Raw genomic sequence first — 24,943 nt, forward strand, 5'->3', positions numbered from 1 at the left:
CCCGCGTGGGAGACAGTGATGCGGAAGGCTCTGATGCTGTGCGCGGTGCTCTCGGCGGCGACCGCGTTCGCCCAGGATGACGACGCCGCCAAGCCGGCGGGTGGTGGGGCGGGCGACGGCAATGTGCGCTACTCGAAGACCACCAACATCGACTTCGAGGACGACACCATCGAAGGCGACCTCACCAAGCCGGACGGCGAGTACATCGAGGCGCGCGACAAGGTGAAGCACTCGAACCTCATCCGCATCCGCGAGGACTTCGAGGACAAGGTGATGCAGTCGGTGGGCGAGCTGTAGTTTCCGCCTTCCTGCGCCGGTGGGAACCTGCCGGCGCGCGCGTTGTCATACCGGGCATTGACCCCACGCAGGAGCCTTCATGGCCGTTCCGCTGACACTCAAGGTCTTCAAGGGCGAGACGTTGGTCACGTCCAAGGACTACGAGCGCGACATCATCAAGATTGGCCGTCTGTCCTCGGCGCACCTGTGCCTGGAGGACGAGAAGGTCAGCCGCATCCACTCCGTCATCGAGGTCGCCGGCGACGGCTCCATGTCCATCATCGACATGGGCAGCGTCGAGGGGACGTACGTCAACGACAAGCGGGTCAACAAGGGCCAGCTGTCGTTCGGTGACAGGATTCGCGTGGGTGGGACGACCATCCACCTGGAGAACCCGGCCGCCGTGGCCGCGGTGAACCTGGCCGTCGCCGCCGCGAGCACCGACGCCACCACGGAGAAGAACCCCGTGCTGGCCGCGGGCGCTCCGGCCGCCGGGCTCGCGCAGGCCGCCGCCGTGGCCGCGGAGCCCGAAGCCCCCGCTCCGACCGCCGCCGCGAGCTCGGGCGCGCTGGATGCCTCCGTCGCCGCCACGCAGAAGAACGCCATCGTGGCCGCCGAAGAGGAGCCCGCTCCCGCGGCCCGCGAGGCCGCCGCCGAGGCCGCGCCGCGTGCTCGCACCGTGCGCCGCTCCAAGTCGAGCGGTCCGCAGGGCGTGGCGCTGCGCTTCTCCTGGGGCGATCAGCGGGTGGGCGAGTTCTTCGTGGGCCCGGGCGCCAAGCGCGCCGTGGCGGTGGGCAGCGCCGCGGGCGTCGACTTCGTCATGGGGGACGCCAAGCTGGGCGGCCCGCGCTTCGAGGTGCTCCGCACCGACGGCCAGTCCTTCACCGTGCGCTTCACCGGCAAGATGAAGGGCGAGCTGGTGCGCAAGGGCGAGACGCAGGAGCTCAAGGCGGTCATCGAGTCCGGCAAGGCCTCGCACGAGGGTGACGCGTACACGCTCACGCTCGACGCGGAGGACTTCTTCTGGGTGGACCTGGGCGGCGTGACGATGGAGGCCGTCTTCCAGTCCGTTCCCAAGCGCGTCGTGGCGCCGCTGGGCGAGTCGCTGGACTACACCGCGCTCAACATCTTCCTGGTGATGTTCTTCGCGGCCACCGCGTTCGTCATCACCGCGATGAATCGCACCGGCGAGGGTGACGAGTACGCGGACGAGCTGTCCGCCAACTCCGCGCGCATCGCCAAGCTCATCATCAAGCCGCCCGAGGTGCAGAAGAACAAGTTCCTCGAGCGCCTCAATCAGCAGAAGGAGGCGAAGAAGAGCGGCGAGATGGCGGCCAAGAGCCGCGGTGACGAGGGTCAGATGGGCAAGAAGGACGCGCCCAAGACCAACAACCGCACCGCGCCCAAGGGCGACCCGAACAAGAAGGACGAGGCGCGCGCGCTGACCGCGAAGATCTTCGGCGGCGGCAAGGGCGGCATCTCCACCGTCTTCGGCAGCAAGGGCCTGGGCGGCGACCTGAAGAGCGCCATGGGCAACATGTTCGGCGCCAAGGCGGGCAACTCGGGCGGCTTCGGCGGCCTGGGCCTGCGCGGCTCCGGCGGCGGCGGCGGCGGCACGGGTGACACCGTGGGCATCGGCGGCATCGGCACCAAGGGCCGCGGCGGTGGCACCGGCAGCTACGGCACCGGCGTGGGCGTTTTGGGCGGCAAGTCCAGCGTGGACGTGGGCATCACCTCGTCCGACCCGGAGGTCATGGGCTCGCTGGACAAGGAGCTCATCCGCAAGGTCATCCAGGCCAACCGCGCGCAGATCCGCTACTGCTACGAGAGCATGCTCAACCGCTTCCCGAAGCTGGGCGGCAAGGTGGCGGTGAAGTTCGTCATCACGGCCACCGGCTCCGTGGCGTCGTCCTCGGTGGCGCAGTCCACGGCGGGCAACGCGGAGCTGGAGACGTGTGTGGCGGGCCGCGTTCGCACCTGGAAGTTCCCCGAGCCCAAGGGTGGTGGCGTGGTGGTCGTCACCTATCCGTTCATCTTCAAGCAGTCCGGCGAGTAGCGCGCCGGATGTTCATTGTCGGACGGGCGGCCCTTCCCCGGGGCCGCCCGCGCAGTCACCCCGGCTCCCGTCCCCCGTGGGAGCCCCCGTCAACCTCAGGACCGCATGAAAGCCCTCGCCCCCATTGCCCTGTGTGCCGCGTTCGTCCTCCCCATGGCCGCGAGCGCACAGCAACCACCCACCACGGCGACGGGCGACCGGCCCGCCACCACGTTCGATGAAATCGAGCGGGGCTTCTACTTCGCGCTGCTCGGCGGTCCGCTGTTCGTGACCAACCCGCCCGCGGCCGAGGGGACGCCCCGGCCCTTCTCCTCCGGCCCCATGGCCCAGGTGGAGGTGGGCGTGGACCTGGGCGAGCGCATCTCCGTGGGCCTGTTCGTCATGGGCTCCAGCATCCGCACCAGCGCCGAGTACATCGGCGAGTCCGGCGGCGCGGTGTCCGGCGACTACTCCACCTTCGTCCCGGGCGCGGTGCTGCGCGCGCGTCTGGTGGGCCTGGCCGACAGCCAGGAAGTGAAGCGCACGTGGTTCTATCTCCGCGCGGGCGCGGGTTATGCGATGTTCTCGCCGAAGCGTCTCCTTCCGGATTCCGACATTCTTGTGTTTGCCGGGCCCGGAGTGGAGTACTACACACGGTTGCGCCACTTTTCCGTGGGGCTCGAGGTCACGGGGAACTACCTCGTTTCCGGAGGCTCGTTCGGATTCGCTGTGGCGCCGAACATTCGCTACGCGTTCTAGCGGGAGATAGACGTGCCTCAGGAGAATGGAAGCGGTGGGCCGCGCCAGGGTGGGCGCGGTCGTGACGGGGGTGCGCCGGGTCAGGGCCCGCGCCGTGATGGTCCTGGCGGTGGATTTGGTGGCCGCGGCGGTCCCGGAGGCCCTGGTGGTGGCAGGGGCGAGGGACGTGGCCGCGGCGAGGGTCGGGGTCGTGGCCGCGACGAGGGCCCCGTGGGCCCGGGCCAGCGGGTCATCTCCGAGCTGAGCGTCCTGGAGAAGGCGCTGTCCAAGACGGACTTCACGGCCGAGAAGGCCCCGCTGCAGGCGATCGTCCGCTCGCTGCGGCCCATGCGGCTGAAGTCCCTGGATGATCTGGACCTCAACACGCGAGGTCGCCTCATCACCACGATGCTGCGCGTGCAGCGTCAGCCCAAGCCGGCCGCGCCGGAGGCTGCCGCCGCCGACGCGGCTCCGTCCGAGGCCCCCGCGGCTGCTGCGGAGGCGGCGGCTCCGGCCGAGGGTGCCGAGGCTGTCGCCACGGAGGGCGCGCCCGCGGAGGCGGCGGCTCCGGCTGCGCCCGCGGTGGACCCGGCGAAGGAGAAGTTCGACTCGTGGACGGAGGTGCTGTTCCTGGTGGGCCAGGTCTGGCGCGCGGCGGGCGACAAGGAGCGCGCCGAGGCGGCCTTCACCGCCAGCGGCCGTCAGCCGGGTCCCGAGGTCGAGGAGCCCCAGGCGCCCGCGCAGGCCCGGACGGAGTCGCGTCCGGAGCGCGGTGAGCGTCGCGAGCGCCCGGAGCGGGGTGAGCGTCGGGAGCGCGGTGAGCGTCCGGAGCGCGGCGCGTCCGGTGAGCGTCGTGAGCGCCCGGAGCGGGGCGAGCGTCGGGAGCGCGGTGAGCGTCCGGAGCGTGGCGCGCCCGGTGAGCGCCGTCCGGTGCCCGAGCTGACCGGGGACTGGAAGGAGCAGGCCAAGCAGCTGGAGGCCATGGGCCGCACGCGTGACGCGGGCCGGCTCCACGAGCGCAACGGCGGCTTCGCCGACGCGGCGCGCCTGTTCGAGGCGGGCGGGGACCTCAAGAGCGCCCTGCGCAACGCCCTCGCGGGTGGGGACAACGACTCCGCGCGCAAGCTGGTGAGCACGCTGCCGGCGGATCAGCTCGCCCCCACGCTGGAGAAGGCCGGCGCCTACGAGCTCCTCATGGAGCACTACGTGGGCAAGGGTGACTTCGAGAACGTGGCGCGCCTGTACGAGCGGGCCCGCCAGTTCGACCAGGCGGCGCTCGCCTATGAGCGCGCGGGCAAGCTGACCCTGGCGCGCAAGTCGTACGAGCGCTCGCGGGACATGGCCAGCGCCAACCGCATCCGCGGGCTCGAGGTGAAGAGCCTGGTGGAGCGTGGAGACCGTCTGGGCGCGGCCACGCTGCTCGTGGCGGCCGGCCAGCGCCGCGAGGCGGTGGAGGTGCTCGGCACGCTGCCTCCGCCCAAGGCGTTCCACTTCATGCAGCGGCTGAAGCTGGACGACGAGGCGAAGGAGCTGGCGCAGCGCGAGCTGGCCCGGGCCGAGTCGGAGCAGAAGCCCGCGGGCCGTGCCCGCTGGCTGGAGCTGCTGGGCGACGTCGCCGCGTCCGCCGAGGCGTGGGAGGCCGCGGGGCGCAAGGACAAGGCCCTGCCGCTCCACGAGAAGCTCGGCAACCTGACTCGCGCCGCCCAGCTCGCGGAGGAGCTGCAGCAGCGCGACAAGGCCGTGGCCCTCTACACCCAGCTGAATGACAGCGCGGGTCTGGAGCGGGCCAAGGCGCTGCCCGAGGCGGCTCCTGCTCCGGCGCCCACCGAGGCGTCCGCCGGGGGCGAGGACGGGGACACATCCCCCGACGCTTCCTCGGCCGAGTAGCAAGAAGGCCAATGATTCCCGCCCTTTGGCGGGTTTTGCACGATTGCTCGGGGGCGCTCGCGGCCGGTAGAGTCCGGCGGCTGGCGCCCCCGCTGCGTTCCATTTTCACCCCCGAGGCCCGCCGTCCCCATGCAACAGCCCACGTCTGCTCGACCCACGCTGCGCGTGTCCGATGACCGGAGCTTCGTCGAAGCCGAGGCCGCCCTGGAGAAGGCCGGCCGTGTGGAGGAGTTGATCCGCCTGTACGAGGGGCGCTCGCGCGACGTCGCCAGTGACGAAGCGGTGCGCCTGTTGTGCCGCGCGGCGGAGCTCGCGCACGAGCGGCAGCGCAACGCGCCGCGGGCGGAGGAGCTGCTCAAGCGCGCGCTGCTGGTGGCGAAGGAGCCGCTGCCGGCGCTTCGTGGCCTCAAGCGCCTGCACGAGTCGCGGCAGGACGCCGCGGCGCTGTCGGACGTGCTGGAGAAGCTGGGCAGCGCGACCCAGGGCGAGGAGAGCGCGGGCCACTACCTGAAGGCGGCGGACCTCTACGAGCAGAAGCTCTTCCGTCGCGACAGGGCGGTGCTGTGCCTGCAGCGAGCGGCGCGCGCGAAGTCGGACCGGGCCATCTTCCGGCGGGTGCGGCAGCTGCTCCTGTCCGAGGAGCGCTTCCAGACGGCGTTCGAGGCGCTGGAGCGCGAGCGCGAGGCGCTGGGCGACGCGGGCATGGCCGAGGAGTACGCGGCGCTCGCCGAGCGACTGGTGGACGACCCCACCGAGCACGAGCTGGCGCAGCGGGTGCTCGACGTCGCGCGGACGTTGGAGCCGCAGAACGCGCGCGTGGAGAAGGCCACCCGCGCGCTGCAGCGCTTCGAGCAGACGTGGCGCGACCGCGTGCGGATGCTGCGCGGCATGTCGCTGGAGGAGCGCGACAGGAAGAGCGCCGCGCGGCTGTCGCTGCTCGTGGCGAAGCTGTTCGCCTGGTACGACCCGGGCTCGGCCGGCAAGGTGAAGGAGGCGTTGGACCGCTGCTTCCTGCTGTGGCCGGGCATGCCGGAGGGCCTGTCCCTCATCGAGAAGATGGCCGCGCGCGCGGGCACGGACTTCGCGCCGGCCATCGAGCAGATTGAAGCGATGGCGGGCGAGGTGAAGGACCGCGGCGCGCAGGTGGACCTCTGGCTGCGCGTGGGCACGCTGCGCCTGGGCCGGCTGAACGACGCGCCCGGCGCGCTGGCGGCCTTCGAGAAGGCGGTGGCGGCGGACCCGTCGCGCGCGGACGCGGCGAGCCTCACGGCGGAGCAGCTGCTGGAGGGCGGCCGGGCGCAGGACGCGGTGGTGGTGCTGGAGCGCTACCTGGGCACCGTGAAGGACAAGTCGGGCCAGGCGGCGATGCGCCTGCGGCTGGCGGAGCTGTGTCTGACGCAGCTCAAGGACGGCGCGGCGGCGCGCGCGCACCTGGAGGCGGCGCTCAAGCTGGACCCCACGCACGCGCTGGCGGCCTTCCAGCTGGCGCGGCTCCTGGCGGAGGACGAGGAGCTGGAGGCGGTGGTGCCGCTGCTGGACCTGGCGCTGCTGGCGCCCCGTCCGAGGGCGGAGCGGGTGGCCTTCTGCGAGGCGCTCGCGCTGATGTTCGAGGAGAAGGACGACGCGCGCGGCGCCTTCGAGGTGCTGTCGCGGGCGCTGGAGTTGGATCCGGCGCGTCCGCTGCTGCTCGGCTCGGTGGTGGAGCACGCGGAGAAGGCCAACGCGCGGCCCGCGCTGGCCCTGGCGCTCCAGCGCGCGGCGCAGGCGGCGCCCGTGGTGGAGGTCGCGGCGACGCTGTGGCGGCAGCTCGCGCAGCTGCTCGAGGGACCGCTGGCGGACCCCGTGCGCGCGGAGGCGGCGTGGCGCGAGGTGCTGGTGCGGGTGCCCGGTGACGAGGCCGCCGCGGAGGCGGTGAAGTCGCTGCAGGCGGCCGCGGCGCTCGCGGACGACCCGAAGGCGCGCATCGAGGCGGAGGTGACGCGGCGCGAGGCCGCGGGCGCTCCGCCCGAGGAGCTGGAGCCGCTGGTCCGTGAGTGGACGCAGCTGGCGCCCGACGAGGTGGGCGCGGTGCAGCGGCTGCAGGCCTTGTGCGTGGCGTTGTCCCGCTTCGACGAGGCGGCGGCGCTGGCGGGGCGGCTGGCGGCGCTGGCGGAGACGCAGCTGGAGCGCAACGAGTGGACGGCGCGCCAGGCCAAGCTGTACGCGGAGCGACTGGGACGTCAGGAGGATGCGGCGGACCTGTTCCTGGGCCTGCTGACGGAGAACGTGTCCACGGGCGTGGTGGTGGGCGGCCTCGAGCGCCTGGCGGCCTCCGGCGTGAGGACGCAGGAAGTCACCGAGGCGCTGGCGGCGCACTACGGGCGCACGGGCGACCACCAGCGTCAGGTGGCGGCGCTCCAGCAGCAGCTCGAGTCCACGACGGACGGGGCCGCGCGCAAGCGGCTGTTCTCGCTTCTGGCGAGCATCCACGAGAAGCAGCTCGCGGACAGCCGCGCGGCCTTCGATACGCGCGTGCGCGTGGTGCGCGAGGACCCTCGGGATGAGTCCTCGCGCGGCGAGGCCCTGCGGCTGGCGAGGGACCTGTCGGCGCACGCCGAGCTGGGGCGCGTGCTGCGTACCCTGGCGGCGGAGGCCGAGGACCCGGCGGTGGCGCTGTCGCTGCTCACCGAGGCGGCGGGGCTGGCGGAGGAGGGCGGGCTGGTGGCGGAGGCCATCGCCGCGCTCGAGGCGGCGGTGGAGCGCGCTCCGGAGTCGGGCGCGGTGTTGCAGCGACTGGTGCGCCTGTACGGTCGCGCGGGTCGCGCGGCGGACGCGGAGGAGCTGCTGCGCAAGCGCATCCAGGGCGCTCGCGGCGCGGAGAAGCTGGAGCTGCTGCTCCAGTTGGTGGACCTGAACACGGAGCTCGGGCGTCCGGCGCAGGCCGCCGAGGCGCTCCAGTCCGCGCTCTCGCACGGCGCCGAGGAGGGGCGGCACCTGCCGCGCCTGGCGGAGCTGTACGAGAAGGCCGGCCGCACGCGGGAGCTGGGCGACACGCTGGCGCGGATGATTGGCCTGGCGGAGTCGGCGGGTGAGACGGACAAGGTCTCGCGGCTGAAGCTGCGCCGCGCGCAGCTGCTGCAGGGCCTGCAGGACGGCAGCGCGGAGGCGGTGAGCAGCTACGCGGACATCCTGCTGCAGCGCCCCTCGGACCCGGACGCGCTCGCGGCGCTGGAGGCCATGCTGGCGTCGGGCACGGCGCGCGAGGCCGCGGCGCGCGTGCTGTTGCCCGCGCTCGAGCGGACCAAGGACTACCGCAAGCTGGTGGCCACGCTGGATGTGCTGGCGGAGGTGGCCAAGGACGACGCGGCGCGGGTGCAGGTGCTGCGGCAGGCCGCGCAGGTGCATCTGGCGCATCTGCGGCAGCCGGAGCTGGCGTTCGCGGCCCTGGCCCGCGCGCTCCGACTGGCGCCCGGCGACGCGGGCCTTCGCTCCACGGCGCGTCAGGCGGCCGAGGACGCCGACGCGTTGGACAGCTACGCGGAGATCATCGAGGAGCTGGCGGAGGAGGGGGACGTGGGCTCCGCGCGCGCGGCGCTGCTGCGCGAGCTGGCCGAGGTGCAGGAGAAGAAGCTCGACGACAAGGCGGGCGCGGTGAAGGCCCTGCGCGCGCTGCTGGTGCTGGAGCCGGGCAACCTCGACAGCCTGCGCGCCTTGCAGCGGCTGCATCGAGGCGGCGAGGAGTGGGCCGCGCTGGCGGAGGTGCTGGAGAAGCTGGCGGCCGCGTCGCCGGAGCCCGCCGAGCAGCTCGGGTTCCTGCGCGAGGCCGCGCTGCTGCACGAGGCCCGCCTGTCGGACCTGGAGAGCGCGGCGGAGGCGTGGCGCGCCATCGCCCAGCGGGACCCCGGCAACCGCGAGGCCGCGGCCACGTTGGACCGGCTCTACACGGAGCTCGGGCGCCATCAGGACCTGGCGTGGGCGCTGGCGCTGCGCCGCAATCAGGAAGGACAGAGCCCGCAGGGCCGCGAGGTCTCCTTCCGCCTGGCCGAGCTGCAGCGCACGGTGCTCGACGACTCGAACGCGGCGCTGGGGCTCTACAAGCGCATCCTCGCGGAGGACTCGGGTCACCCCGGGGCTCGCGCCGCGCTCGAGGCGTGGGTGAAGGCGGCGGTGTCCGCCAGTGGCGCCGCGCTGGATGTGTTGGACCCGGTGCTCGTGCAGGTGGGGGACCATGCCCGCCGCGTGTCGCTGCGCGAGGCACGGATGGAGTCCGCGCTCACCACGGAGAAGATCCTCCTCGCCGGGGAGATTCGTCGCATCTACGAGCGCGACATGAGCCAGCCGTCGCTGGCCTTCATGTCCGCGGTGAAGTCCTTCGCGCAGGGACTGGACCGGGACGGTGTGCGCCCCGACCTGGAGCGCCTGGCGCGCGAGACGGGCTCGCACGAGGTGCTCGCGGAGATCTACGAGACGGCGGCGGTGGAGCTCACCGAGGGTGACCCGGCCGCGCTGGACCTGCTGCGCCGCGCCGCGGAGCTGCGCGAGTCGTTGGACCAGCCCGAGGAGGCCGCGCGCCTCTGGAAGAACCTGCTCGCGGACGCGCCGCAGGACCGCCAGGCGCTGGAGGCGCTGTCCCGGCTGTACGAGAAGGGCCAGAACGCCAAGAGCCTGTCGGAGGTCTACACGCGTCAGGCCCAGCTCTCCCAGGACGCAGAGGAGCGCGTGGGGTTGTTGCTCAAGGCGGGCGAGGCGTACGCCAACGCGGGTGAGGACGCCCGGGCCATCGAGACGTACCGCTCGGCGCTGGCGCTGCGGCGGCTGCCCGAGGGGCTGCTCGCGCTGGAGCGGCTGTACGCGAAGGCGCGGCGCTTCGTGGAGCAGGCGGACGTGTTGGATCAGCTCGCGGACGGCGCGGCCGACGACGCCGCGCGGCGGGGCTGGCTGCTCAAGCGCGCGCAGTTGCTCGAGAAGGAAGTGGGCCCGGCGGAGGCGCTGCCCGTCTATCGCCGGCTCCTGGAGCTTGCGCCCGGGGATGGCCAGGTGGTGGCGGGCCTGGAGCGGCTGATGGCGCACGACGGGCCCCGCGTGGAGGCGGCGCGCCTGTTGGAGCCCGTCTACCGGGGCCTGAACGACACCCGGAAGCTGGTGGAGGTGATGGAGGTGCTGCTGCCTGGCGTGGCGCCGGAGCGGCGGCTGGAGCACATCCAGGAGATCGCCACCCTGCGCGAGGCGCTGGGGCAGACGTCGCTGGCCTTCGTGGCGCGGCTGCGCGCGTTCAACGAGTTCCCGCAGGAGACGTCGGTGCGCGACGAGCTGGAGCGGCTCGCGGCGGACTCCGGCTCGTTCGAGGAGGTCGCGGGCGCGTACGAGGACCAGCTCGAGCGGGACACGCAGGAGCCGCTCGCCGGGGACTTGTGGCGCCGGCTGGCGGCGCTCTACGACAACCGCCTCAAGCGCTACGACCTCGCGGTCCGCGCGCTGGAGGAGGTGAGTCGCAGGGACCCGAAGAACAAGGCGGTGCTGGAGTCCATCGCCCGCGTCCATCGGCGCACGGGGGCTCACCGTGAGCTGGGGCTGGTCATGCGGCGGCAGGTGGCCGCGGAGCCGAACGCGGCGTCGCAGGTGAATCTGCTGTTCGAGCTGGCGCACCTGGCCGAGGAGACGCTCGCGGACAAGGCGCTGGCGGCGCAGGCGTACCGCGAGATCCTTCTGCTGCGTCCGGAGAACGCGAACGCGCTCAAGCTGTTGGGGCGCGTGCTGGCGGAGATGGAGCGCTGGCCGGAGCTGGCGCAGCACATCGAGCGTGAAATCCAGCTCGCCGACGCGCGCGGTGCCCAGGAGGAGTCGTCCGATCTGCGCGTGCGGCTGGGGCGCCTGAAGTTCTCGCGCCTGGACGACCCGCGCGGGGCGCTGGAGCTGTACCAGTCCGTGCTGGAGCGGCGGGCGGGACACGCGGGCGCGGTGGGTGCGCTCGAGGAGATGGCCCGCTCGGAGAGCCCGCTGCGTGGCGCGGCCGCGAGCGCGCTGGAGCCGGTCTTCGTCGCCGTCGGCAACCACCTCAAGCAGGTGGAGATGCTGGAGTCGCGCGTGTCGGCGGAGGCGGTGCCCCAGGAGCGCGCCGCGCTCCTGCGCCGCATCGCCGAGATGTACGCCGGTCCGCTGGAGAACGCGGAGATGGGCTTCCTCGCCGCGACGCGCGCGTTGCGTGAGCTGCCCGATGACCTGCGCTCGCTGGCGCTGTGCGTGTCGCTGGTGGACCGCGCCGAGGCCCCCGAGGAGCTGGGCGCGGTGCTGATGGAAGTGGCGCCCAAGGCGGGAGACGCGGCGCGCGCCGAGCTGTACCGCGCGCTGGCGCGGCTGCAGACGGACCTGGGCGAGCCCGCCGAGGCGCTGGCGTCCTGGAAGCGCGTGCTCGAGCTGCGGCCCACGGACGCCGAGGCGCTGGATGGCACCGTGCGACTGGTGGCGTCGCAGGGCAAGCCGACGGAGCTGCTCGAGGTGCTGCGCCGTCAGCTGGCGGTGGCCGAGGAGCCCGCGCGCCGTGCGGCGGTGCTCTTCCAGATCGGACACCTGCAGGAGGAGCAGCTCCAGGACGCCCTGGGCGCGCTGGCGACCTTCCGGCGCCTCCTGGAGCTCAAGCCGGACGACGTGGCCGGCCTGGAGCGCATGGAGGCGCTGTGCCAGAAGCAGGAGCGCTGGCCGGAGCTGGCGGACGTGCTGGCCCGCCGCATCGCGCTGATGCCTCCGGAGGCGGGGCTGGAGCTGAAGTTCCGCCTGGCCTCGGTGCGCGAGACGCGGCTGTTGGACCGCACGGGCGCGCTGGCGCTGTACGGCGAGGTGCTGACGGTGCAGCCCAACCATCCGGGCGCGGTGGGCCGGATGGAGGCGCTGGTGTCGCGCGAGCCGCAGAACCTGCTCGCGGTGGAGACGTTGCTGCGCGCCTTCCGCGCGAGCGGCGACGTGCCGCGGCTGGCGCAGCTCATCGAGACGCGCGTGGGCGTGTCCACGGATGCCTTCGAGCGCAAGGCGCTGTTGGGCGAGCTGGCGACGCTGCGCGAGTCGCAGGGCGAGTCGGAGCTGACGTTCCTGGCGCTCTTCCGCGCCTTCAAGGAGGACCCGAACGACGGTGAGGTGCGCCGTCGTCTGGAGAACGCCACGGATGCCTCGGACAGCTACGACGAGCTGGTCGCGGCGTACGAGGAGGCGCTGCCGCGCGTGGCCGAGGCCGCCGACGCGGCGCAGGTGTGCCTGAAGCTGGGCCAGCTGCTCGAGTCGAAGTTGAGGGACTCGGACCGCGCCGTCTCGTACTACGAGCGGGCGCGCACGCTGCATGTCGCGGTGCAGGCCAAGGCGCTGGTGGCGCTGGACCGGCTGTACCTGGAGCTGCAGGCGTGGCCGGAGCTCGCGGGCATCCTGGAGGCGCTCGTCACCGGCGCCACCGAGCAGGCCGAGCGCGTGGGCTACCTCTTCCGCCTGGGACAGCTCTACCAGGAGCGGCTGGACAGTCCGGACCGCGCGGCGAGCGCCTACGAGGGCATCCTCAAGCTGGAGCCCGGGCACCTGGCGTCCGCGCGGCTCCTGGAGAGCATCTACGAGGCGGCCTCCGCGTCGGAGAAGCTCTACGCCATCCTCAAGCTCCAGTCGGAGAAGGTGGCGGGGGCGGAGCGGGACCGCGTCCTCGCGAAGATGGCGCAGGTGTCCGCCGAGGGGCTGTCGGACCTGGGCGGCTCCATCGAGCTGTACCGCGAGCTGTTGGCGAAGAACGCGCGCAACGACCAGGCCTTCTCCGCGCTCGAGTCGCTGTACGAGCGGGCGAACCGTCCGGAGGACCTGCGCGCGCTGCTCGAGGGCCGTCTGGCGATGACGCTGGACCCCCGTGAGGTGGTGCGGCTCAACGAGCGGCTGGGGCGCGTGGTGTACCGGCTGCTCAAGCAGCCCGAGGCCGCCGTTCCGTACTTCAAGGCGGCGTTGGACCGTGACGCGCGCAACCGCGCGGTGCTGGACACGCTGCGCGAGCTGTACGACGAGACGGAGCAGCGCGAGGAGCTGGTGGGCGTGCTGCGCCGCCTCATCCCGCTCCAGGAGAACAGCGAGGGCGTGAAGGCGCTGCGCCTGCGCCTGGCGGAGGTGCTCGCTGGGATGGGGCGCCGCGAGGAGTCGCTGGACGCCGCCCGTCGCGCGTTGGAGGTCGAGCCCCACCAGGTGGCCGAGCTGGAGCGCGTGCACACGCTGTTCGTCTCGCTGCGCGCGTGGAACGACGCGGTGCGCGCGCTGGAGCTGAAGGTGCAGGTGCACCTGGGCGCCGAGGAGCGTGAGCGCGCCGTCGCCACGTACTACGAGGTGGCGGATCTGTGGGCGGGGCCGGGCGGCAAGCCCGAGCAGTCCACGGGAGCGCTGGAGAAGGTGCTGGAGCTGGACCCCGCCAACCGCACGGCGTACGAGCGCGTGTGCGACCTGTACCGGACGTACAACGACTGGCGCGCCTACGCGACGGCCGTCGACCGGTACATGCCCCACTTCGTCACGGACGAGGAGAAGATGGCCGCCCTGCGCGAGCTGGCTCGCGTGCAGGAGGAGCGGCTGGGGCAGAAGGACGTGGCCTTCCTGGCGCTCTGCCGCGCGCTGCAGCTGGATGCCTCGGACGACACGCTCCGCGAGGAGGTGGAGCGGCTGGCGGACGAGACGGGCAGCCACGAGGAGCTGGCGGCCGTCTACGAGGAGGTCGCGGACGAGCTGCCCCGTGGGCCGCTGGCCGAGCGGCTGTACGCGACGCTCGCGCGGGTCCACGACACGCGGCTGGATGACCCGCAGGCCGCGGAAGGGGCGTTCCGGAAGATCCTCGAGTTCGACCCGACCAACGCCACCGCGCTGGATGGACTGGCCGCGGTGTTCCAGCGCCGGGGCCACGAGCGCGAGTACGTGGTGGCGCTGGAGCAGAAGCTCGAGGCCGCCGGCTCCATCGAGCAGCGCAAGGGCATCCTGCGGGAGATTGCCCGCGTCTGGGACGAGAAGCTGGAGGACCCGTCCGAGGCCGCGAGCGCGCTGTTGCGCGCGCTGGAGCTGGAGCCGGACACCGAGACGCTCGGCGTGCTCACCGCGCTGTACCGGCGGCAGCGCGCGTGGCGCGACGTGGCCATGACGCTCCTGCGCGCCAGGGATCTCGCGGACACCGCCGAGGAGCGCGCGCGCATCCAGGTGGAGGTCGCCGGGGTGTTCGAGCGCGACCTCTCGGACGACGAGTCCGCGGTCGCCGCCTACCGTCAGGCGCTGGAGCTGGACCCGGTCAACCGCGAGGCGCTGGAGTCGCTGGAGCGGCTGCACACCAAGCTGGACCAGCCCGCGGACCTGCTCGCCATCTACGAGCGGATGCTGGAGCTGAGCGACGACTGGCGCGAGAAGGTCCGCGTCCTGTTCCGCAGTGCCACCATCTGGGAGGACAAGTACCAGAACCCGGCCAACGCGGACGTGTGCGTGGAGAGCGTGCTCTCCATCGATCCGCAGAACGTCCAGGCCATCAAGGTCCTCATCCGCCTGCGTCGGGTGCAGGGCCGCTGGGAAGACCTCATCAACGCCTACGAGCGGCAGCTCTCGCTCGCGGTCAGCCCCGAGGAGCAGGCGGAGCTGTACGTGGACATCGGCAACGTCCAGTACCAGAACCTCAAGGCGGTGGACCGGGCTGTCAACAGCTACCATGCGGCGCTCGCGGCGGACCCCGGCAGCCGGCCCGCGCTGCACGCGCTGGGCAAGCTGTACGAGCGCAGCGGCAACTGGCCCTTCGCGCTGGAGATGCTGCAGAAGGAAGCGGAGCTCGCCGGCCAGTCGAAGGACGCGGTGGAGCTGTACTACCGCCTCGGGAAGATCAACGAGGACATGCTGATGGACACGGGCAGCGCCCGGAACGCCTATCAGCTGGCCATCGCCATCGACGCGGGCCACCTGCCCAGCCTCCGCGCCCTCAAGGGCATCCTCGAGCAGGACAAGGACTGGAGCGGCTACGAGCAGACGCTGCGTCAGGAGGCCGAGCAGACCGAGGACCCGGTCGCCAAGGGCAAGGCGCTGCTGGACGTGGCGCGCTACCACGCGGAGACGCGCGAGGACCGCGACACCGCCACGGGCTACTGGGAGGAGGCGCTCAAGCACATCCCGGACAGCATCGAGGCCGCGCGTCCGCTGGCGGACGTGTACATCGCCCACGAGCAGTGGTCCGACGCGGAGCGGATGCTCGACATCGTCACGCGCAAGCTGTCGGAGAAGGCGATGGTGGAGAAGGACGCGGCCACGGCCGCGGACCTGTGCCGCCAGCTCTACCGGCTGGGCTACGTGGCGGAGAAGCTGGGCCGGCGCGACAAGGCGCTCAGCTGCTACGAGACGGCGTACGAGCGCGACGCGACGTACCTGCCCGCGCTCGAGGGCTACGGCAACCTGCTCGTGCAGACGCGCCGCTACGAGGGCGCGCTCAAGGTCTTCCAGACCATCCTCATCCACCACCGCGAGGAGCTCACGGACCTGGAGGTCGTGGAGGTCTACTGGCAGCTGGGTGACATCCACGCCGCGCTCAACCAGGCGGACCGCGCGCAGAACCACTTCGAGAAGGCGCTGGCCATCGACCCGGGCCACGAGCCCACGCTGCGCGCGCTCGTGGTGCTGATGGACAAGGCGGGCCAGTTCGAGAAGTCCGCGGACCTGCGCCAGCAGCTCGTCGGCGTGCTGGAGGGCGAGGCCAAGGTGAAGGTGTACCTGGACCTGGGCCGCATCTCCCGCGATGAGCTGCACGACCCGTACATGGCCATCGACGCCTTCACCGGCGCGCTGCGCGTCCAGCCCGACGCGCTGGAGGTGATGGACCAGCTCTACGTGCTGCTGCGTGAGACGCGGCAGGGGCAGAAGGCCGCGGACGTGCTGGCGCGCATGCTGGCCCTCCCCGCGCTGGCGTCGGAGCCGCACAAGGCCAAGCGCGTCTGGTTCGCCCTGGGCGAGCTGCGCCGTGACGACCTGAAGGACGTCGAGGGCGCGAGCCAGGCGTTCAACGCGGCGTTGGACCTGGACCCCCGCTTCGTCGAGGCGTTCAGCTCGCTCGAGGCGATGCTCGGTGGCGCCCGCCAGTGGAAGTCGCTGGAGGAGAACTACACGAAGATGCTCGGCCGTCTGCCCAAGACGCCGGAGACGCACGTGGCGCGCATGGCGCTGTGGCGCGCGCTGGGGGATTTGTACCACCAGGTGCTCAAGCACCCGGAGGGCGCGGTGGCCGCCTACGGCGTGGCCGCCAAGGGCCTGCCGGACGATGCCGCGGTGCAGGAGACGTACGCCGAGCTCGCCGGCAACCTGCCCGGCAAGGAGGAGGAGGCCATCGCCGCGCTGCGACGCGCGCTGCCTCACACGACCGACGCGCGGAAGATCTGCGGTCAGCTCGTGCGGCTCGCGGCGCTGCGCAAGGACTACGACCTGGCGTGGCTCGCGGCCCAGGCCGCCTCGGGGCTGCTCGGTGAAGCAGGGGAGGACGAGAAGGAGATCCTCTCCAAGCTGGGGCCCTACGCGAAGAAGAAGGAGGTCGCCCAGCGTCCGGTCGACGACCGGCTGTGGCACACGCACCTGTTCCACCCGAAGGCGCGAGGGCCGCTGGCGGAGCTGCTCGGTCTGCTCTTCGCCAAGGCGGGACACCTGTACGCGGTGCCCTTCACCCAGTACCAGCTCGTGCCAAAGAAGCACCGCATCGACGTGGCCAGCGCGCAGGAGTACCACGTGCACCACTACCGGTACGTGGCGCGCCTGTTGGGCATGGAGGCGGTGGAGCTGTACTCGCCGTTCCTCGTGGCCACGCGCGAGCGCATGGCGAAGCGCTCCAACGAGCCCGCGCCCGAGCCGCTCGTCAACGTGGAGCTGCTCCAGACGCATCCGCCGTGTGTCCGCGTGGGCGGCAAGTACTTCGCGGAGCAGGGCCAGAAGGAGGTGTACTACCTCCTGGGCCGCGCGCTGGCGCTGGCGCGTCCGGAGCTGGCCTTCGCGCAGTACGTGCCGGCGGAGCGACTGGAGGCCATCCTCCAGGCGGCGCTGAACCTCGTGGTGGGAAATGTGCGCGTCGCCGAGTCGCTCCACGGCGTGGAGATGGAGCGGCGGGCCCTGGAGAAGGTCCTCACGGACGTGGACCGCGCGGCGCTCGCCAAGGCGGCCCGGGCCTGGCTCCCCACGGCGACGCCGCAGTCGGTGCGTCAGTTCCTGGAGGGCGCGGAGCTGACGGCCGCGCGCGCGGGCCTCTTCGTCGCTGGGGAGATGGAGCCGGTGCGCCGGCTGGTCCAGGGCGAGACGGGCTCCACCTTCCGCGTCGCTCCTCGCAACAAGCTCAAGGAGTTGCTCGTGTTCGCGACGTCCGAGGAGCTGCACCACCTGCGTGTGGCTGTTGGCACACACGTGGAGGTGCAGGTGCGCAGATAGCGCGGTAGAACCCGGGCAAGGGTTCACGCGTTGATGAGCAACCGGGCGGTCGAGGTACTGATCCTTGACCGCCTCGGGTGGCCACTTCTACGATTCCGACGGGATTTCTCCCGTCATTTCCGAGGCTTGCGGAAAAGATGCGTTTCGTCTGTGACAGCTGCCGCGCGCAGTACATGATCAGCGACGACAAGGTTGGCCCGAAGGGGGTCAAGGTTCGTTGCAAGAAGTGCGGCCACACCATCACCGTGCGCCCGGCGGGCGCCGCGGCGGGGAAGGATTCCCCGTCCGAGCCCGCGTCCACCTCTTCTCCCGCTCCCGAGAGCGCGAGCACCCAGGGCAAGGAGGCCGATTCGTCCTCCTCCGCCTCGCTGCCCGCGACGCTCGGGACCCCGCCCGAGGGAGGCCTCTTCACGGACGTGGAAGAGGACGAAATCGGCGCGGTCTTCGACCAGGTCCTCAGTTCTGGCACGCACAAGATTCCGGCGGGTGAAGCCGCCGGAGAGGCCGCCGCGCGCGATGCCACCACGGAGTCGGTGCGCAAGCTGGCCGAGGCCGAGGACGAGCCCGACAAGGAGGAGCCGAAGCCCGCGGCCACCTCTCACGAGTGGTACGTGGCCATCGACGAGAAGCAGGTCGGGCCGCTCACTGTGGAGAAGGTGAAGGACGCGTGGGACCGTGGCGAGGTGGGGCCCGACAGCCTGTGCTGGCGTTCGGGTTTCAGCGATTGGATTCCGTTGTCGGAGACGGCGGAGCTGGCGTCGGTGCTGGCGCCGCGTCCGTCGAAGCCGACCATCGTCGCGCCCGAGCCCGTGTCGGGCTCGACGCCCACGGTGCAGCCGGGGCCCGTGCAGTCCGCGTTCAGCGCGGGCAAGCCGAAGGGCGACTCGGTGGTGCTGGCGTCCTCCTCCGAGGAGCCGGTGGGGTGGAAGCCGTCGGCCGCCAGCGTGCTCGCCTCGCTCGTGAAGGAGGAGAACGACGCGCTGTCCAAGCCGCCTCCGACGCCCGCGCCCTCGCTGGGGCGTGAGCCGGTGTCGCAGTCTCGCCTGCTCGACGTGCCGATGCCGCCTCCGGAGCCGGTGTCGTCCCCGTCGCTGATGGGCGCGGGGCCGGCGATGGCCGCTCAGATGTCGCCTCCGCAGGCGTCGCAGGCCTATCCGCAGCAGCCCTATGGCCAGCCGGCGCAGATGCCGTATGGGCAGCCGCAGGGGCACTACGCGCAGCCTGTCCCGGCGCCGTATGCGCCTCCCGCGGGCTACCCTCCGGCCTATGCACAGGGCGGGGGGGCGCCTTCTGGCGGAGGCAAGGGCCGGGTGGGGTTGATCGTCGGCATCGTTGTGGGCGTGCTGGGGCTCGGTGGTGGAGCCTGGGCGCTGGCGTCGAAGGGCGGCACTCCCGAGGCTCCGCCCACCCAGCAGCCTGTCGCCGCGGCCACGCCGCCGGCGGCTGCTCCGCCCGTGGTGACGCCTCCTCCCGTCGCGGCGGCACCTGTCGCCGCACCGCCGCAGACGCCGCCCGTCGTGGCCACGGCGCCCGGAGCGCCGACGCAGCCTCCTGCCCCTGATACAGCGGGCGCGGCGAACCCCGCCGTGGCCGCCGCGGGAGCGCCCACGACGCCTCCCACGACCGCGCCCGTGGCGACGCCGCCTCCCGTGGCCGCGCAGCCCGTGGCGGGGCAGGTGCCCGCGACGCCGCCGGCGGATGCGGTGAAGCAACCGCTGGACAACGCGGTGGCGAAGGTCGAGCGGACGACGACGCCTCGGCGTGCCTCCGGCTCCTCGTCTTCTTCGTCTTCTCGACGGGAGGACACCGAGGAGCGCCCCGTGGCGCGCGCGGAGAAGCCGTCCTCGAGCGATGGTGATGACGACTTCGACGAGCTGTTCGGCACGAAGAAGTCGAAGCCCGAGCCGAAGGCGCCGGAGAATCGCCCCACGGCCTACATCCCTCCCGAGCCGGGCGGGGGCGGGGTGCGAGACACCCTTCAGCGTTCCGACATCATGGAGGTGGTGCTGAACAACAAGCCCGCCATCGTGAAGTGCGTGAACGAGCAGAAGAAGAAGGACCCGATGCTCAGCGGCAAGCTGGTGATGCGGTGGACCATCCAGACGAGCGGCAAGACGTCGAACGTCACCTGCAAGTCGGATGAGTACCGCAGCACGTACATGGCGACCTGCATCACCGGGCTCATCAAGAGCTGGGCGTTCCCGAAGCACAAGAAGCAGGGGGAGCCCATCGACTTCCCGTTCACCTTCTGAGCGGGAGAGGAAGAGTCTGGGTCCTTGGCGACATGTGTGTCACGCCAGGGTCCCATGTGAGTGTTCGCTTTCGTGAGGGCTGAATTTCCGCGGGAGCGACGCGTCCGTGGGCGTGTCGACACTCGTTGACACGTCACGACGGGCGGGACTAAAGCCGAACCGCTTGTATGGACGTCGGGGCCTGACTTCAGTGGCCGGAGGCCCCCCAGCAGACGATTCCAAGCAGATCCACGGAGGGATTCCCAACATGCAGCTTCGTAAGATGATGCTCGTGCTCTCGGCACTCGGCGCGATGAGCGGTTTGATGGCGGGTTGTGGCGACGACGACCCGAGTGGCACGACGTGCTCCGGCAACGACGACTGCGCTGAGAATGAAATCTGTCACCCGGACGCGAGCGTCTGTGTTCTGACGTGTACGACGAGCAACGACTGTCCCGCTTCCGCGAAGACCTGCGCGGAGCTGGGTGGGACGAGCTCCCAGTCCGACACGCTGATCTGCCAGTGCTCCACCGACGCGCTGTGCAATGGCGGCTCGGACGGCACGTCGAGCGACCTGGTCTGCTCGAACCTGGACAACGTCTGCGTCCCGGCGTGCGACTCGAACGATGACTGCGGCTCCGGCCGCGTGTGTGACACGGCCTCCGGTCAGTGCGAGGAGGACGACACGGGTCCGACCACCTGCTCGGGTGAGGGACAGTCCACGTGTCTCTACGGTGATTACTGCTCCAGCAGCACCTGCACCGCAGTTCCGGCGCCTACGTGCGCGAACTTCGACCCTGCGCAGGGTGGCAAGCAGCCCGTGTGGACGATTTCGAGCTCGGGGCCGATCATCTTCAGCATCACCAAGCAGTCCTGGGCGCCGGACACCAACTCCATGCCCTGGTGTGGCGCTGCGGACACCGTCAAGGTCCAGGTGAAGGCCTACCAGCCGGCCAACAGCAACAACAAGTTCCCGGATCAGCGGTCCGGTCTTCAGAACCTGCTCTACGTCAAGGTCAACGGCACCGAGGAAAATGGCGTCAACCTGATCCGCCCCTCGGAGTACGCCACCAGCCAGAACGGGAAGGTCGCGACCTTCACGATGAACTTCTGCCCGGGCGCCATCAACACGCTGTCCATCGGTCTCTACTTCCGGGACGGCAACGAGATCTGCGGCGTCATCCAGAAGTAGCTCGCAGCCTCGTTGCAGTCAGCTGAAAGCTGTTTGTAGCGCAAGAGCCCCATCCCATGACCCGGGGTGGGGCTCGTTGTTTTGGGCCGGAACGCAGTTGGTGGCGAATGCCGCCATGAATAAGAGAAGATTTCCTGCGTTGAGATAGGTGGTGGCGCTGCTCGTCCGGCGTCCTTCCGCGAAGGAGAGATGAGATGGCTTATCGTCACGTGGTCCTGGCTATTGCAGTGGTTTCCGCGCCTGCCCTTGCGGGAGACGCCTCGGCGGGTCAGGGGGTTCGTCTCGAATGCCCGGCCGGGACCACTCAGAAAGGAAGCAAGCCCACGAAGGACCTGGGGGTTTTCTGCATCAAGACCGGAGGAAGTTCGGACCTGGACAAGGTCGTCCGTCATGGTCCCTACGTCGACTTCTGGGCCAATGGGCAGAAGCAGTCCGAAGGGCAGTTCAAGGACAACCTGCGGACTGGGCGCTGGACGTTCTACGACGCGAATGGTGTCAAGACCGGCGAGACCGAGTTCGAGCGCAATGACTACCATGGCAAGCGCGTCGAATACTTCGCCAACGGCACGAAGAAGCTGGAGCAGGCGTGGGTGAAGGGCCTTCAGGACGGTCTTGAGGTCGTCTACGCGGAGGATGGCCGGACGGTTTCGCAGGCCCGATTCGCGGCCGGCAAGCCGGTTTCCGACCGGTAGTCCCGGAACATCAATCTCCGTCTTGCCCCCTCCCTGTTGGTTGGGGAGGGGGAGGGCCAGCTCCCCTCAGGGCTTTCCCGCGTCGAACGACTCGGATAGGAAGCTCAGTCGTGAAGGCCCCCTTGCTCTCCCTCGTCCTTCCAGAGATCCCCGTCCGCACAGTGGCGGAGATGGGCTTGCGCGAGCTTGAGCGCATTCGTCTCATCCTGCGGGGTGGCTCGGTCATCGATTGGCGTCGGATGCACTTCCAGACGCGAGACGAGGTCGACCGCTTCTTGCGACTTTGCCAACTGGATTTGTCCCAACCTCACGACGAGGCCTGGGCGCGAAGCGTGCTGGCCGAGTCGGTGGTCTATTTGCGGAAGACGTTCAACTACCGTGTTGCCGACGCGGTAGCCCAACCGACAGAAATCCATGACCTGTTCCTTCTGGCCTCAGGGGCCAAAGGTGAGGTTCGGCATCGGCGGATCGCCTGTGTCGTACTCAAGGTGATGCATGTCATTCAGCACATCGAGGGGAGAGATCTGCTGTTCCGGCTTGCCATCTCCGAGGCTGAACTGGCGGAGTTGGTGACTGAGAGAGTCCAGGGGGTCGCACGTGAGATGCAGGCGAAAGGGTTGCCTGTTGTCGAATTCGCGCACTCCATCAAGACCCAAGACTCCTTGGTGACGAAGCTGCTGGCCAAGAAGGAGACGGTTGCGGCACAGGTCTATGATCGGACCCGTTTCCGGATTGTGACCCGTGCACGAGAAGACTTGTTACCGGTCCTCTACTATCTGACGCAGTGGTTGTTCCCGTTTCATCTCGTTGTTCCCGGGCAGACTGAAAACACACTGCTCCCCTTTCGCAGTGTCCTGGAGGAGAATCCTCACTTCGAGCAAGTCACCCATCGACTCCACCTCGATAAAGACTACGAAGCTCGTGAGGACAAGAGTGGCAACTCCTTCTCCGGAAACACCTATCGGGCGCTGAACTTCGTGGTGGACTTGCCAGTGCGTATGGACGCCCATCTCCCTGCTCCACACGAAGATACGCGTTCACGGAAGGGCCGGGTCATCATCTCCTTGGTCGAGTTCCAGATCGTCGACCAAGAGACCGCCCGATTGAATGAGCAGGGAGAGAATGCGCATGATGCCTACAAGCGCCGTCAGAAGAAGCGTGTGCTGAAGCGACTCAGCCAGGGGCTGGTTGTCCCAAAGCGCGACAACAGCTGAGTCGACGGAGGGCTGGGCGCGTTGAACGCCCAGCCCCACTGGCTCATTGGTTCTGCTGCGCGACGTAGACGTGCGTCCCAGTAGCTGTCGTTTCCAGCCAGGCAACCAGCGGACGGTTCTCTTTTCCGAGAGCCAGCACGGGTCGGCTACCCGGAGTGCTTGCGCCTGACTCCGCACTCAGTGCCGGGCCGAGCTGTGTCCAAGAGGACGTGCTTCGCTTGGCGACGAAAATCACTTGCTCCGGCTCGGCGAATCCACTCCAAGCCAGCAGCGGAGAGCCATCATCACCCATCGTGAGCGATGGAGCTTTGTTGTTGGTCGAGTGTGGGGTCACGAGCTCTGGAGATTGCCACGCACTGCCCTGCCACCGCGCGAAGAAGATGTTGGAGGATGCCCCAGCGCCCTTGAATTCGTCCCAGGCTACCAACGGTTCGCCAGCGCCATTGGTGGCAAGTGCTGCTTGGTCAGTGTAGGCGTCGGTAGGACTGGAGATGAGTGCGGTTCCAAATGGCTGTGAGTGGTTTTGGGTGACGGTGATAGCGCGAGTCCCGAGCGAGTCGACATAGCTGCTGTGGGCTGCGAAAATGGTGTTTCCCGCGCTGGTTATTGCCTTGAGATAGTTGTTGAGCCAGTCAGGGCCAAGAAACAGCTGTGCCTGCGTCCAGGTCTGCTGATTGGCTGTGAGGATGTAGGCTTTGGACTCGTAATATGCGGTGACGTAATAGACCTGGGCATAGACAGTGATCGCTCCCGATGCGTCCACCGCGAGCTTGGGGATGGTCGTTTCGGTGCCGGAATCATTCGGGAAGGGAGGAGGCGTGAGGGATTGCCACAACGTTCCCGACCAGACCATGACTTGAATGGGCGGGACACCTGCTTTCCCAACAGCTTCATCCCAAGCGATGATGATCCTCCCTGAGTTGTCGATCGCAAGGTCCGGACGCTCTGCGTGGGCACCTGGTGCGGAGTGCACTCGAAGAGGTCCTCCGAGTCGTTGCCATTCTTGTCCGGTCCATCGCATCACATGGATGTTCTTGCTCGTCCCATCCGACTCCGACCAGGCAATGACGGGCAGCCCATCCGTTCCCACCTTCATCACCACGTTCTCCGCGGGCGTGTTCCCAGGAGACGCGCTGATGGCGCCTCCCATGGGCAGCCAGAAGGGGACCGCGAAGGACCACGAACCACCCGTGGTGAGGATGTTGCCCGCCTCGTCGGTGATGGGCTGCTCCGCCGTCCCAAGTCGCACGCTCACCGCCGTGGACGCGGCGAGTGACGCAGCCGGGGTCAATGTCAGGGTCCGTCCATCCACTGACAGCTCCAGGACGACAGGGATGGGCACTCCGCCATCCCCGATGAGCCCCACGTTCGAAGTGCTCACGGTCGCCGCCTTCACGGCCTCGCTGAACCCCACCTCGACGCGGGTCCGGGCGCTCACCTGGGTTGCCCCGTGTGCCGGCTGCCTGCTCGCGATGCTCGGCGCCGTCCGGTCCACCACCACGGTCCTCGCGACACTCGCGAACGTCGAGCCCGTTCTCGTGGCCTTGGCCACCAGCGTGTACTCCCCCTCGGCCGCGCTCGTCGTATCCCAGGAGTATGTGTAGGGCGGCGCGGTCCACGTGGTCAGCACCGTGTCTCCCTTTACCAGCTCGACCTTCTCGGCTTGTCCCCCCTGCACCGCGACTTCGACCGACAGTCTTCCATTCGTGGCGCTGTACGACGCTGAAGGCGCAACCCAGGAGACCGCCAGGTCCCCCAGGGGAACGATGGTGAGCGAGACGCTCCGGTCTCGATGGAGCGCTCCTGAGATTCCACGCACCGTGAGCGTCACGGGGCCGGGCGCAACCTGCTCGGAAACACTGATGCTCAAGCTCGAGAGCGTGCTCGCGCCGGGAATCGTGACCGAGGGCGCGGTGATGCCTCCCGGTGGACTCACCAACATCACCGAGACACTCCCATTGAAGCCATTCTTGCGGACGAGCGAGACCTGGAAGCTCCTCGTGGCCCCCTGGAGAATCGAGTCCTCCGTGGGCATGACACTGAGCTCGAAGTCCCCAGCGGGCTGCTCGCCTCCGTCCGGGAGACTTCCTGCGTCAGGAGGAGGCTGCCCCGCATCAGGGATGTCCTCCGGCCCCGCGACGTCCGGGACATCGATACAGGCGGACAGCAGGAAGACGGCGAAGAGGGGGACGGACAGGCGAAGTCGGTTCGTCATGAAGGTCTGCTGTGCAGGGAGTGTTCCAGTCCAGACACCTACCATGACACGCCCTCGG

Annotated in this window: 10 protein-coding genes; 9 read left to right on the forward strand and 1 reads right to left on the reverse strand. The window is 70.0% G+C overall.

Annotated features, from left to right (window positions below; translation table 11 throughout):
* Positions 1 to 18 precede the first annotated feature (18 nt).
* From cglF to K8625_RS25115, 9 genes are all read left to right on the forward strand, one after another.
* Complete coding sequence (gene cglF, locus K8625_RS25075; protein WP_223784114.1) at positions 19 to 297, forward strand: adventurous gliding motility protein CglF; 279 nt, start codon at positions 19 to 21, stop codon at positions 295 to 297.
* A 79-nt stretch (positions 298 to 376) separates the two neighbouring features.
* Positions 377 to 2,332, forward strand: coding sequence for an adventurous gliding motility protein GltG (gene gltG / locus K8625_RS25080; protein ID WP_223784115.1), 1,956 nt, complete (start codon positions 377 to 379; stop codon positions 2,330 to 2,332).
* Between the two features lie 105 nt (positions 2,333 to 2,437).
* Complete coding sequence (cglE, locus tag K8625_RS25085; protein WP_141324395.1) at positions 2,438 to 3,070, forward strand: adventurous gliding motility protein CglE; 633 nt, start codon at positions 2,438 to 2,440, stop codon at positions 3,068 to 3,070.
* Between the two features lie 210 nt (positions 3,071 to 3,280).
* Complete coding sequence (locus K8625_RS25090; RefSeq protein WP_370641973.1) at positions 3,281 to 4,936, forward strand: DEAD/DEAH box helicase; 1,656 nt, start codon at positions 3,281 to 3,283, stop codon at positions 4,934 to 4,936.
* 129 nt (positions 4,937 to 5,065) lie between these two features.
* The gene (locus K8625_RS25095) at positions 5,066 to 17,341 is read left to right on the forward strand and encodes a tetratricopeptide repeat protein (RefSeq protein ID WP_223784117.1); all 12,276 of its coding nucleotides are present in this window, start codon (positions 5,066 to 5,068) and stop codon (positions 17,339 to 17,341) included.
* Between the two features lie 137 nt (positions 17,342 to 17,478).
* Positions 17,479 to 19,593 carry an adventurous gliding motility protein GltJ gene (gene gltJ / locus K8625_RS25100; protein WP_223784118.1) on the forward strand — a complete coding sequence of 705 codons (2,115 nt, stop codon included), beginning with the start codon at positions 17,479 to 17,481 and terminating at the stop codon, positions 19,591 to 19,593.
* 247 nt (positions 19,594 to 19,840) lie between these two features.
* Positions 19,841 to 20,764, forward strand: a complete 924-nt coding sequence (locus K8625_RS25105; protein WP_223745738.1) for a hypothetical protein — start codon at positions 19,841 to 19,843, stop codon at positions 20,762 to 20,764.
* Between the two features lie 194 nt (positions 20,765 to 20,958).
* Positions 20,959 to 21,456 (forward strand): toxin-antitoxin system YwqK family antitoxin, encoded by a 498-nt coding sequence (locus K8625_RS25110; protein WP_223745739.1) that lies wholly within the window; start codon positions 20,959 to 20,961, stop codon positions 21,454 to 21,456.
* 110 nt (positions 21,457 to 21,566) lie between these two features.
* Complete coding sequence (locus K8625_RS25115; protein WP_223745740.1) at positions 21,567 to 22,670, forward strand: TIGR04552 family protein; 1,104 nt, start codon at positions 21,567 to 21,569, stop codon at positions 22,668 to 22,670.
* A 43-nt stretch (positions 22,671 to 22,713) separates the two neighbouring features.
* Here K8625_RS25115 and K8625_RS25120 read toward each other — a convergent pair whose 3' ends face one another.
* Entirely contained in the window at positions 22,714 to 24,885 is a 2,172-nt protein-coding gene (locus tag K8625_RS25120; protein ID WP_223784119.1) for an Ig-like domain-containing protein, read from the reverse strand.
* Between the last annotated feature and the right edge of the window lie 58 nt (positions 24,886 to 24,943).

The organism is Myxococcus sp. AS-1-15 (assembly GCF_020037055.1).
Taxonomy (GTDB): domain Bacteria; phylum Myxococcota; class Myxococcia; order Myxococcales; family Myxococcaceae; genus Myxococcus; species Myxococcus fulvus.

Excerpts from the sequence above, each read along its gene's own strand:
- cglF (WP_223784114.1), top strand. The coding sequence starts at position 19 with ATGCGGAAGGCTCTGATGCTGTGCGCGGTGCTCTCGGCGGCGACCGCG.
- gltG (WP_223784115.1), top strand. The coding sequence starts at position 377 with ATGGCCGTTCCGCTGACACTCAAGGTCTTCAAGGGCGAGACGTTGGTC.
- cglE (WP_141324395.1), top strand. The coding sequence starts at position 2,438 with ATGAAAGCCCTCGCCCCCATTGCCCTGTGTGCCGCGTTCGTCCTCCCC.
- K8625_RS25095 (WP_223784117.1), top strand. The coding sequence starts at position 5,066 with ATGCAACAGCCCACGTCTGCTCGACCCACGCTGCGCGTGTCCGATGAC.
- gltJ (WP_223784118.1), top strand. The coding sequence starts at position 17,479 with ATGCGTTTCGTCTGTGACAGCTGCCGCGCGCAGTACATGATCAGCGAC.
- K8625_RS25105 (WP_223745738.1), top strand. The coding sequence starts at position 19,841 with ATGCAGCTTCGTAAGATGATGCTCGTGCTCTCGGCACTCGGCGCGATG.
- K8625_RS25110 (WP_223745739.1), top strand. The coding sequence starts at position 20,959 with ATGGCTTATCGTCACGTGGTCCTGGCTATTGCAGTGGTTTCCGCGCCT.
- K8625_RS25120 (WP_223784119.1), bottom strand. The coding sequence starts at position 24,885 with ATGACGAACCGACTTCGCCTGTCCGTCCCCCTCTTCGCCGTCTTCCTG.